Raw genomic sequence first — 11,424 nt, forward strand, 5'->3', positions numbered from 1 at the left:
TCAACGGCCTCGAGATCGTTGCAGCGGCGCTCGTTCCTTGCCGGGTTCCTGCCGGTTCCGGCCTGACGGCTCAACGGCCCGGACCGAGGTGTCCCGCACCTTGGCCGCCTGAAACTGCCGACCCGCCTGCAGATGCGTTCGCACCTTGTCATTTGCCACCTTCATTACCCTGGCAACGGCATCGGGATTGTCGAACAACGCCGCGCGCACCACCGTTTCGATCACACGGAGCTGGCTCTGTGCCGCCCGCGCATTCTTCACCCGGCTTTGTTCGGACGGCGTTTGCCTAGACGCCTCATCAGCCTGGCGTCGATCCCGCTCAGGTTCGCGCGACGCCGGCGCGGTGACGGCAGGGGCGATGCTGTTGCGACTAGCATCGCGCCGCACTCGGTCCAGCTCCTGCAAATCCCGTTCGCTCGGCCGATATCCCCGTACTTCCAAACCTTGGCGACTGGCTTCGAGCCACGCTGCCCTTCGGAACGTCTCACTGCCGGTAACATGGACGTGCGACCACCCGCGATGGCGAGCGATGGCAACGAGATCGCGCACAACCTCGTCGCTCTCGCTGGAGGTGATGAGCCGTCTGCCCTGGTCGCGGAACGCCGGTTCCTTAGCTTGCGCACTCGTGAAATATGCGGGCTCGCCCGACCATTTGCTCGTCGTGGAGAAATAGCGCTTTCGCAAGGCATCGGGAATGTCACCGGGCGACGCTGCTTGAAGGACGGACGGATCAATCGACTTCACCTTCTTGGTTGCTTCGGGCGCCGATTGCGCCGCATTCCTCGGCCTGGTTCCCGCGTCCTGCCCGATCGTATTGCTACGCTTGCTCGCGCCACGTGGCGCCACAGGTTTTTCAGCGGCCATGATCTGCTCTTTCCTGGATGAGGGATGAAGATGACGGCTCTGCCGGCTGCACCAGCGCCCGCTCAATCATCGATGACACAAAAGCGATGGCCGCTGCCTCATCGCCGGGCGGCGGCAAGTCGGTCAGGTTGCCCAGGACCAACATATCATCGGTAATCTCGGCCGCGCCCGCCAGTTCACCATCGGTCATTTCCCGCATCTTGGTCTCCTCCAGCAAGGCCCCGCCCGTGCTCTTCGCCGTTGATTTCTCCGCGTCATTGTAAGGGGACACCACCTGATGCTTGCCTGGCGGCAGAACAGTTGGGGGCTGAGCAGCGGGGATAGGCCGCGACGGCAGAATGGGCGGCGCCAACACGCGCCTTGTGAAGCGCGGCATTCGATAAAAGGCGATCTTCCTGCCACGAACTGGCGCGATCCCGCCGCGCAGCAACAGGAGCTCGGTCTTAGGCATTTGCATCAGTTCCTGCGGCAGCAGGAGGGCGCGGCGCTGATCGGATTCCGACACGCTGCGATTGGCCAGCAGCCCATGAATCGTTCGGCTGCGCGATTTCACATTCATCGTGAAGAAGCCGAGCCGCTCCGAAAGCTCGTTCGCGACCTTCAGCTCCTTGGGCGTGAACACCACCTCAAGGCCGCAATTGGCGATGATTTCGTCGGTAACATCGGGACCATAAATGGCCCGCAGCTGCGCCCGGCTCTGGATCACTGGCAGCAGGCGCAAGCCGTATCCGGCGACATAGGAAAAGCCGCCCGCGATGACCGAGGCCTTCCCGAGCCTTGCGAATTCATCGAGCAGGATCAGGACTGGGACATTGCTGGCAGCGTCGGGCAAATCGCGCGTGTTGAGATCCACCAGCTGCTGCAGGAAGAGGCTGTAAACCGGCGCGATCCGGTCGATATTGTCGGGCGAGACACCGAGATAGATCGACATGTGCCGCGCCCGGACTTCGCGCAGGTCGAAATCGCTTGCCGAGGTCGCGGCATCGACCACGGGGTTGAGCCAGAGATTGAGCCGCGCCGTGATCGTCTGCTTGATCCCCGAAAAGGTGTTGTCCGAAGCCGAGGCGAAATCCTGGATTGCCGAGACGCATGCCTGACTGAGGCGCTGTCCTGCCCCCCTCGCCTCTTCCAGGGCCTTGGGAAGATCGCTCTTGGGATCCCCAGTGGTCAGCCGTCGATAGATCTCGCCGATCGTGAAGGGCATGCCAGGATTGGCAGCAACGAGCGCGCCGACGCCGATGAAGGCCGCCCGCGCCGCTTCGGCCCAAAACGGGTCCGATCGTTCCGGCGCGGGGAAGAGCATGACTGCGATTTTCTGAAGCTCGTTGACGACTTCGGTGTCATCGGCTCGCCGGATATGCGCCAGGGGATTGTACCGTGCCGTCCGCCCTTCAGGGTCCAACGGATCGAAGAGGTAAACCGATTGACCGGCACGTTGGCGATACCCGGCGCTGGTACTCCAATTCTCCCGCTTCACATCGAGCACGACGACCGAATCCGGCCAGGTCAGCAGATTGGGGATGACAACACCGACGCCCTTCCCGGCGCGCGTCGGCGCTTCGAGCAGGACATGCTCGTTTCCGCCGAAGATGAGGAAACGCCCTGCTTTGCGTCCAACGACAATGCCAGACGGGGCACGCAGCCCCTCGCGTCGGATTTCGCCCTCGCGTGCAAACCGAGCCCTGCCGTGCAAGGATGGGCCTCGCCGCAGGATCGTGAGGACAAGAAGCGCGACCACGGCTGCGCCGGCCATCGCACCCCGCTTGATCCAATCCCCGAGCAGCGGATCACCACGATAATACCAGAGCCAGGCCGGCAGAGTGCCGAGATCGATATTAGGTCCGATCTGCCCGAGTCCGAACAAGGCAACGAACAGGGTAATGACAGCCCACAACAGAATTGCGCCGATCACGCACAGGCCAATCGCCCAGGGACTACGCTGCGCCAGCATCGCCCATCCTCGGCTCGAAATAGATCTCGTCGACCTCAAACCGCCCGCCGTGACGGCGTGTCTGCACAACGACGTCGACGAGCATGCGAAGGAGTCCGCGAATATCGTCGCGGGCGAGATCGCGGCCGCCTTCCGATTCCTTGACGAGCAGCGTCAGCTGTTCGAACGCGCCGGCGGGTGAACCGGCGTGGACGGTCGTGATCGATCCGGGATGCCCGGAATTGACGTTCCGCAGATAGAAGAAGGCGGTGCCGTCACGCAGCTCCTGGAGCAGGATGCGGTCGGGCCGCATGCGCAGCGCGCTTTCGAGCAGCTGCTTGGCGCCAACCTTGGCCAGGCCCTGCCCCTCGCTCGAATAGACCATATGGACGACATTGCGATGAGGCACGACCAGCTCACGGGTGTCTTCGATGGTAAGCAACCGCTCCTCCGGTGGGATAAGCTGGATGAGCGCTTTCGCGAGGGTCGTCTTTCCCGAACCCGTGGCGCCACTGACCAGAATGTTCTTGCGTGCCGGAACGGCAACCTTGAAGAATTCCGGCCAGTCGCCCGCGTCGCGCAGCGCCACTAACCGCGCATCGACATCGGTGAGACCCTTGGCGCTGGCGCGCGTCATCCGGAACAGCCCGGCCCCAGCCAGTTGGTCGATCGGCAGGGTCACGGTCGACGGTTTGCGGATCGTGAAGGAAGGGCAACCGCTTGGGGTGACCGACGGTATGACGATCTGGCAGCGCTCGCCGCCCGGCAGGACCGTCGAACAGATCGGAGACTGACCATCGATATCCTGGTGCGTGAAGCTCGCCGCGGCAACAGCCAGGGTAGAAAGCCAGTCGCTGTCCAGCTCCGGCATCTCCTGCCAGCGCCACCCTTGGCGGTCCTCGATCCCCGCTTCCCCCGGACGGTTGACCACCAGCTCCGTGACATCCTCCGGTTCCAGAAGCGGGAGGAGCGGCGCGAGATAGTGGCGCAGGACGGCGGTATCGCGCATGACTTACCGCCGCAGTTCCAGATTGTAGACATCGGCAAAGTTGAAATCCTTGGCGACGAAAATGCCGACCTCCTCGCCCTGGTTCTTCTTCAGCACCGGCCGGATATTGATATTGTTCTGCAAGGCGATCGCAGCGCCTTCGCTGGGCGCCCGCGTCACATTGTTGAAATTGCCATTGCCGCTCGAGGCGGCTTGCCCAGCGATATAGGCGGCATCATCGACGAGCGAGAGGAGCAGAGCGCCGCCAAAGCGCGCCCAGAAAAAGCTGTCGACCGCGCCTGCAAGCCCGGCTCGGCCGAGTGCATCGGCGCCAGGCGAGGCAAGATCGATCCGCACGCCCTGGGGAGTGACCGCCCGCGTCCAGAGGACGAACAGGCGATTTTGCCCTTGCTGGATGCCGCCGCGATATTCGCCGAGAACGCGCGTGCCCTTTTCCATGAGTACGACCCGGCCATTCTCGGAATAGACGTCTCGCGGGATCAGGCAGGACGTGTAACCGGGCTGCCCGGAATTGATGGCGGTTTGCAGGATACAGGGGATCAACGTGCCCGCGGTAATCAGAAAGTTGCGGTTCGGCAGCATCGAGGCCCGCGCTTCCCCGATCGACGAGCTTTGCCGCAAAAGATCGAGCGCGTTGGGCGCCCTGCCCTCGCCGCTCTCTGGCGCTCCGGCAGCGTTGTCGGGCGCTTCGCCGGCAGCCCCTGCAGCTGTGGGCGCGCCAGCCTCGCGGCCAAGATCGCGACCTCCATAGGCGATCAGCGTGGACCGCCGCGCCTGCTCGGCAAGCGTTGGCCGAGCGGCACTGGTCCCGCTCAGTGCCGCGCCCGGCTGCATGGCGGGCACAATTTGGCCTTCAGGTCCGGGAACGCCAGCTGCAGGATTGAGCACCGGCGCATTGGGATCCGCGTCGGCTGCCCCGAGCGGCCGGCGTTGAGGCGCGACCGCAGCATAATCGACGGTTTCCCGAGCGACGATATCGGGTCGTTCCCGGGCTGCACCTGCCGGCGCGGTGAGGTCACGAGACGAGGATTGCTGGCCCGTGCCGGAATTCACCCAGAGAATACCCAAGACCATTGCCGTGCCGGCGAAGATCAGCGCGGTGTTGTGCCGCGCGGGCGTCGTGCCGCCGATCGGCTCGATTCCACGCTCGTGAAGAATTTCGTGCCTTTCGGGCGTTGGATCGGCACCGGGCAGCGGGCGCACGACAGGGGACGGTTCATCGGCCATGGTTCATTCCTGCGGATGGGTGATGGTGCGCTCGACGTGAGGCGATCCGGTATTCGTTCCATGATCGACGCCATAAGGTTCGGGCGCCTGGTTATAGATGCACAGCACCTCGCCGCCCCGGCGCAGGCGCAGTTGGCGCGCCACCAAATGAACGACGACGAATTCGTCGCGAACGTCGAACGGAACCAGCGTTTCGGACCCGTCTGGCCTCACCAGATAAATGGCAGGAACTTCCCGGTTCGCCGGAAACCGCAGCACCGTGAATTGGCCATTGTCGGAGACCTCCGACGGCTGCAAATCGCTCGAACCCTGAACCTTATAATTCATGTTGCGCGGACCCTCGATCACCGCATGGTCGAGGGCACCGCGAACAGCCTGGGCCTCCAGCGCCGCCGCTTGCATCGCGATCTGTGCCGCTCTCAGGCGTTCGGCCCGCGCCGCCTCGTCCCGCGGATAGCGGAAGCGGACCTGGAAATAGGCCTGGCCGTTGCGGCCGGTGATCGGACCACTACGAGCCGTGAGTTCAAAGGCATAGCTTCTTAAGGTTCCGCCGCGAGACGTGGTGACGATAAGGTTGGTCGGTCCAGCGCGTTCGCGCGGCTTGAGGAACAAGATGTGGCCGGCCACCGCCACCTCCCAGGAGACGGTGTCGCCCAGCGCTACGTGCTGAATCGTTTCGTCCTCGCTGAGGACAATCTGGGTTGCTGTCCGGAAGGTCCCGACGATGCGATAGACCTGCGCTTCCTCATAATCGACGAACTTGACGCGTGGGTCAGACGCAGCGCCACGCGGGACCTCAACCGCATGGGCAGCAGAAAGGGATGCAAACGCGATGAAAACCGCAGCGACCAATGTTTTCATCGGACTACCTCCGGGTCGGAGCGGTAATTCTCGACCTGGAAGCCGAGCGGGTTCCGATAGCGATCACCTTCGGCCATCGGCGCGTTGGCATAGGCGAAAGTGACCGTGGCGATCCAATCGCTGCTCTGCGTATCCGCCTCGGTCTGGACGATCCGTGTGAATCGCACATTGGCAACCCGATCATTGATGAAGGCGATGTTGCGCACCCGCGCCTGGACGACTGCGTTTTTCCCCCAGGCGTTCTGGGGACTGGCAGCATTGTTGTTGCTGAAGAAGCGTGCCCAGCGCTGCTGCTCCGCCGGCTGCGACAGGATTGTCACGAAGCGGAAATTCTCCTCCGCAGCCGCCGGTATCCAGCTTTCACGCGTCCGGACATATTGCGCGAGAAAGTATTTTGTGACCGCCTCATCATAGCGCATCGGCCGCTGGGTCAGCGCCGTCTGGACATCCACCGCGCCCGTCGTCTGATTGACCCGAATGACATAGGGCACGACGGTCTTGAGCGGGGCCAGCGCGGCGACAGCAAAAATGGATGCGGCCGCAAGGACTGAGGTTACCGCCGCCACGGTCCAAGCAATACGTGTCGATCGCAATGCCGATCGAACCCTGTCCTGGTCCCAGCTCCGCGCTTCCTGGAAATAGCGTTTGAGCCCGGAAGCAGGCACCGCCTCCGCGCCATTGTCAGCAACTCGCATAACGAATGTCCCTTGGCGCAAAGGAAACTTTGTCGTCCGGAGGCGCTGGCACTGCGGGCGGAGGCGGTGGATCGCCCACCTGCGGATGAGACAAGGGAGGAATGGGCGGCGCAGGGCGCGGCATTGTGGTCGCCGGCACCGGCGATCCGGGCAGAACGCTCCCATAGATATTCACGTCACGCAGATGGTGCCCGTTGCAAACGGCCAGCTTCTTGGGTCCGGAAGCGCATGCCGCAAGGCCCAGCAGTGGAAGGCTGCCGATCAGGCAGACAGTAACCTGGCGGATGGTGAACGTCGATTTTTGAGGACAGGGCAAGGTCATGGTGATGTCTCACTATGCCGCTTCGATGGAGCCGCCCCGACGAGCGGCGCGCTCCAGATTGCGGCTGTTGCGCGCAATGCGGCGTTGTCGGAAGGGAGATGCCATCGTCCCCCAGGCGGTCCCGGCGAAGGCGCCGACCCCGGCGGCGGCCCCGCCCGCAATGCCGGTGGCAATCGCAGGAGCCTGGAAGAAGAAGATTGTGCCAAGAAATATGTATGCAGCAAACAGAACGGCGCCGAATGCCGTATCCACGACTCCTTCAGATGCTGCCGTTGCAGCTGCTCCGAGATCGGTAATCAGAGTCGTGACCGCAATGATTACAGCAAGCAAGACAATGTAGTTTATGGTTTGGCCAAGCCATCCATGAAAGAAACGCCTTGTCGGTTCGAACAATGCAAGGGCGATGAAAATGGGTCCTAGGGCTATAATGATCGCGAGTGCAACTTTGGCAAATATCGTAATTGCGAAGCCGATAGCCGCCGAGAGACCCGCGAGCGCCTTAAGCCCCAAGCTCAACGCATAAAGTACCAATTTATAAGGGTTGATATCGCTGTAAGTCGCCGCCTCAGTCTCAATGCGCACTATAATGACATCGCTTTGGGCGTAGTAATCGTCAAAAGCTTGGCCAGCTGTCCCGATCGTCTTCCCCGCGAGAGCCTGCGAGATCGCGTCCGGCATCCCATGAAAAAGCGGCGTGGTGATCCACTCAGAATAGGCGACCGTCGTTGCGGCAATATACAGCAGGCAGAGCTTGACCATCCGGTAAAACAGCTCGCCCCAAGGCTCGCTGATGATCCCACGCATCACCATGTAACCAAAAAGGGCGATATAGATTACGAGGCCGAGTGCCAGCGGCCCACGCACAACGTCGACCACATTTTGAAGACGCTCATTTAGGAAAAGGTCCAGCTTTCCATCAATGTTCGCGTAAAGTGAGCTGAACAAGTCCGTAGCCATGTCGAATTCCAACGCGCTACCGTGAGAGCGACTGCATTTTGTTGTTGAGTGTTCGAAGACTTTCGGCGTTCGAGCACTCCTGCTTGTTCGGGTGCGAGCCATCGGCGCAAGCCTTGGTAAGCTCGCTCAGTTCCTCGGGATGGGAATTCAGATAGTCCTTCCCGCGCGGCGCTCGCTCACACCCGGTTAAGACAGCTGTCGCCAATGCCGCCAGCAAGAAAGCCTTGCCCGTCATTGTGATAGGCTCCCGAGCTTTGAAGCCAATATTGTCTCACTCTCGCGCTGCGACCGTAGCCGAACGTCGGCTTCCTGCCGCATCCGCAGCGCCTCCAACTGCAGGGCATCATTCTGGATGTGGGCGTTCTCGACCCCTACCCTTGCCTGGATATCCATGACCTGTTTCGCGTCCGAAGCCGTATCGAGCGAGGTGCGCAGTTCTTCCAAACCCGCCGTGCGTTGGGCCGAGACGCCATAGGCCGACTCCGCTATCGCAGCATCACGTGCGGCCAGATCGCCATTTCGCAACAGAGTGTCGCGCGACGCCCGCTCATAGGCGGACGCGCCAGGCCGCAGGTCCGGCAGAGCAACGCGATTGGCATCGCGAATGCGGGTCGTCACCGTACCAAGCGATCCCAGGCTGGCATTGTCCGACGACATCAGCCTGCCGAGGTCGCGGGCCTCAGGCGGCAGAAGATGGCGCATCGCGTCGGTGGATAGCGACGGGGCAATGCCGTTGACGTCGGTGACCTGATTGAAGCTACCGTAGAGCTGCTTGGCCTCGGCGATCTGCTCCTTGCCCTGCTCGATCATCGACAGGGTGTTCTTGACCGTGGCGAGCGCCTGCAAATAGCCGGAGCTGTCATAGACCGGTATACCTTGGGCGGCAGCTGGACCCGCCGTTCCCAGGATAATCGCACCGATCGCTGCGAATCCGCCTTTACGCATAGCTCATCCTTTCCTGCTCGATGGAGACCGACGCTGCCGGTGAAAGACAGGCAGCCAGTTTTCGGGATCGTCGCCGACCTCGGCGCGGATGGCATCGAGCAGCGTCACCGTTTCCGTGGTGCCCGAGAGAACTGCCAGCTCGTCGGAGAGACCGCCAAGATCGAGCTCGACGACGATTGAGTCATGGCCTTGCTTGACCAGAAACCGGCGGGATTCCGGATTCAGATCGTGGCGGATGAGCTTGAATTCCGCCTGGGTCAGACCCAGTCCATCGACATAGTCCGTTTCGCGGCCGTAGGGGTTGGGAAGCAGTATCTTGGTCGCAACCTGCTCCATGATGCTGTGCGAAATGTCCGAACGCAGCGCATCCGCAGGGCTTTGCGTGCCGAAGACAAGAAAGGCATTCTGCTTGCGGTAGGTCTTGAGGCCGTCCTGCGCGAAGGCGCGGAACGCATCGTCCCCCAAGGCTTTCCAGAATTCGTCGATGTCGATCACAAGCCGCCGGCCGTCGAGGAGACCGTCGATCCGGTGGAACATGTACATCATGAGCGGCGTGCGAACTTCGGGGTTGTCGAGAAAATCGGTCATGTCGAAACCGACGAACGGCGCCTCCAGCGACAAAGCGTCGATCTCATTGTCGAACACCCAGCCGAGCGAACCGCCCCGCGCCCATTTCTCCAGCCGGGCACCAATGCCTTCCGGGTCGCGCTGACCGAGCAGCTGGCGCAGCGCGAGAATGGACCGGTCCTCCGGCGCGAGGCGTCCAAGCGAGGCCAGCCCCTCGTCGATCATACGCTCCTGTGTGACGCCGAGCTGGCCTCCGACCGGCGTCACCAGTTGGCGGATCAAGCGCCCCAGAAAGACAAGATTGCGCGGACCATAGTCGAGTGCCCGCAGGGGCGCGAAACCTGTAGGCTCCCCATTCTTCAACGTCAGATAGATCCCGCCCGCAGACCGGACATAAATCTCCGCGCCACGGTCCTTGTCGATGAAGATCTGCTGCGCGCCCGTTTTCTCGAGCTGCGCCATCAGAAAATTCTGGACGACGGTCTTGCCCGCGCCGGAAGGACCGATAATCAGTGTGTGACCCAAATCGCCGACATGGAAGTTGAAATAATAGGGCGATTGCGCGGCCGTCTTCATCATGGCGATCGCAGGCCCCCAATGGTTCCCCTTGGGCCGGCCTGCGGGATAGGTATGGAACGGCGCCAAGGCAGCAAAATTGCGCGAGGTGATCGCCGCCGGCCGCGCCCGCCATGCGAAATTTCCGGGCAGCTGCGCCCAGAACGCTGCTTCGAGCGCTGGTCCTTCGCGCGCCGCCACCAAACCAGCATCGGCCAGCGCCGCACGCGCGGCCGAGAGATTGTCGGCAAGTCGCCTTTGGCTGTCGGCGAAGACCGCCAACGAGAAATGATGCTCCCCGAGCACGAACCGGTTGCTTTGCAGATCGTCGGCGGCATCGGCGAGATCGAGCGCCTGGCTCGCTGCGGCATCCTCGGTCGAGGCCATCTGGTTTTGCCGGCGGCGCAGCCGTTCGGCTGCCCGCGCCTTACCCATGAAGGTGAAGGATTGCGAGACGACAAAGGCGAAATCCTGGCCGAGCAAGGCATTCATCTGTCCCGGGCGCGTCAGCGCGGGATATTCCCTGATGCCGAAGATCCCCTGCCAGCGGCTCGCGTCATGAGCGCGGATCTCGACCGTCTCGCGTCCGAAAATCACACGCTCACCGTAAAGCGCCGATCCCAGATGACCGCGGACGAGCGGAACCCTGGATCGCGCCCCCATCATCACTTGCTCGAGCACCTCAAGCGGGGCGGAGAAGATCAGGCCATTATGCTCGTAGAGGGCGAGGCGCGCCGGGCTGCAGCGGCGGAGCAGCTTCTCGATGTCGCGCGCCTTCTCCTCGAAGCGCGCCAGTTCGTCGGGATCGACTTCCTCCTCCGCGGCCTTGGCTTTCGCGATCCGCTTGAGCAGCAGCCCGGTCCGGTCGGCCGATCCGACGGCCGGACGCATGAGCAGCGTCAGATAATGCTCATTGACGAACATCCGCTTGGCGGTGACGCGCGCCCGATATTTACCGTCGAGCTCGGCGGCGAACTTTGAGCGGAACTGTCCTTCGGGATAGTCCCCTACGGCTGAGCGGACGATGTGGGTCCAGATCGCAAGCCGATCGTCGGCGATGTTGCGCCAGGTGCCGTTGAGCTTCTCGTGCCAATCATTGAGGTGGATCGGATCAGCCGTCTCGAAAGCCAGCCCTTCGAGACGGAACATCATCATGAGATCGCCGCTATCGAGCGCAATCACATCGGGCGTCACATGGCGGGCATAGGGAAGATAGCGCCCGGGCTCCGCTTCTCGGGCCAGAACCCGCCAGGGCGTCTTGCGCGGCGGCAGCTGGGCGGCGGCGCTAGCCACGCGCGAAACCCTTGCGCTTCATCCCCGCGACCGGCAGCGGCGAATAGGAACTGCCGCCCCACCAGCCGCGGTTCCGGCAGCGCGCCTTGGTCAAAGTCCATAACCATAGCAGGCGAAAGGCATTGGCGTCGTGGCGCACGATGAGGGGCTCTGTTGCAAAGATTGGCGGCAGTCAGAGGTAGGCTGTCGCTCTGCGCCG

The 11,424-nt window shown here is 62.5% G+C and carries 10 protein-coding genes and 1 pseudogene; all 11 read right to left on the reverse strand.

The annotated features are described in order from the left end of the window. Positions 1-864 carry an LPD7 domain-containing protein gene (locus SPHS8_RS18830; RefSeq protein ID WP_039979854.1) on the reverse strand — a complete coding sequence of 288 codons (864 nt, stop codon included), beginning with the start codon at positions 862-864 and terminating at the stop codon, positions 1-3. Then, a complete protein-coding gene (locus SPHS8_RS18835) occupies positions 854-2,815 on the reverse strand; it encodes a type IV secretory system conjugative DNA transfer family protein (protein ID WP_007684604.1) in 1,962 nt (653 codons plus the stop codon). The genes SPHS8_RS18830 and SPHS8_RS18835 overlap by 11 nt, the downstream gene beginning before the upstream one ends. Beyond that, the gene (gene virB11 / locus SPHS8_RS18840; RefSeq protein ID WP_007684605.1) at positions 2,799-3,803 is read right to left on the reverse strand and encodes a P-type DNA transfer ATPase VirB11; all 1,005 of its coding nucleotides are present in this window, start codon (positions 3,801-3,803) and stop codon (positions 2,799-2,801) included. Before virB11 ends, SPHS8_RS18835 begins: the two co-directional genes overlap by 17 nt. A 3-nt stretch (positions 3,804-3,806) precedes the next feature. Then, positions 3,807-5,030: a type IV secretion system protein VirB10 gene (virB10, locus tag SPHS8_RS18845; protein ID WP_007684607.1), complete on the reverse strand. Its 1,224-nt coding sequence runs from the start codon at positions 5,028-5,030 to the stop codon at positions 3,807-3,809. Between the two features lie 3 nt (positions 5,031-5,033). Further along, positions 5,034-5,891, reverse strand: a complete 858-nt coding sequence (gene virB9 / locus SPHS8_RS18850; protein WP_007684609.1) for a P-type conjugative transfer protein VirB9 — start codon at positions 5,889-5,891, stop codon at positions 5,034-5,036. Then, the gene (locus SPHS8_RS18855; RefSeq protein WP_039979856.1) at positions 5,888-6,586 is read right to left on the reverse strand and encodes a virB8 family protein; all 699 of its coding nucleotides are present in this window, start codon (positions 6,584-6,586) and stop codon (positions 5,888-5,890) included. The genes virB9 and SPHS8_RS18855 overlap by 4 nt, the downstream gene beginning before the upstream one ends. 334 nt (positions 6,587-6,920) lie before the next feature. Next, positions 6,921-7,865, reverse strand: coding sequence for a type IV secretion system protein (locus SPHS8_RS18860; protein WP_073507141.1), 945 nt, complete (start codon positions 7,863-7,865; stop codon positions 6,921-6,923). A 16-nt stretch (positions 7,866-7,881) separates the two neighbouring features. Further along, positions 7,882-8,100 carry an EexN family lipoprotein gene (locus SPHS8_RS20695; protein ID WP_007681948.1) on the reverse strand — a complete coding sequence of 73 codons (219 nt, stop codon included), beginning with the start codon at positions 8,098-8,100 and terminating at the stop codon, positions 7,882-7,884. Beyond that, positions 8,097-8,810 carry a type IV secretion system protein gene (locus tag SPHS8_RS18870; protein ID WP_007681949.1) on the reverse strand — a complete coding sequence of 238 codons (714 nt, stop codon included), beginning with the start codon at positions 8,808-8,810 and terminating at the stop codon, positions 8,097-8,099. The genes SPHS8_RS20695 and SPHS8_RS18870 overlap by 4 nt, the downstream gene beginning before the upstream one ends. Positions 8,811-8,813: 3 nt before the next feature. Then, positions 8,814-11,225, reverse strand: a complete 2,412-nt coding sequence (locus tag SPHS8_RS18875; protein WP_007681951.1) for a VirB4 family type IV secretion/conjugal transfer ATPase — start codon at positions 11,223-11,225, stop codon at positions 8,814-8,816. Next, a pseudogene (locus tag SPHS8_RS18880) lies at positions 11,218-11,382 on the reverse strand (VirB3 family type IV secretion system protein); the annotation flags it as partial. The gene SPHS8_RS18875 and the pseudogene SPHS8_RS18880, both read right to left, overlap by 8 nt. Between the last annotated feature and the right edge of the window lie 42 nt (positions 11,383-11,424).

It is taken from the genome of Sphingobium sp. S6 (assembly GCF_905120495.1).
Classification (GTDB): Bacteria; Pseudomonadota; Alphaproteobacteria; order Sphingomonadales; family Sphingomonadaceae; genus Sphingobium; species Sphingobium agri.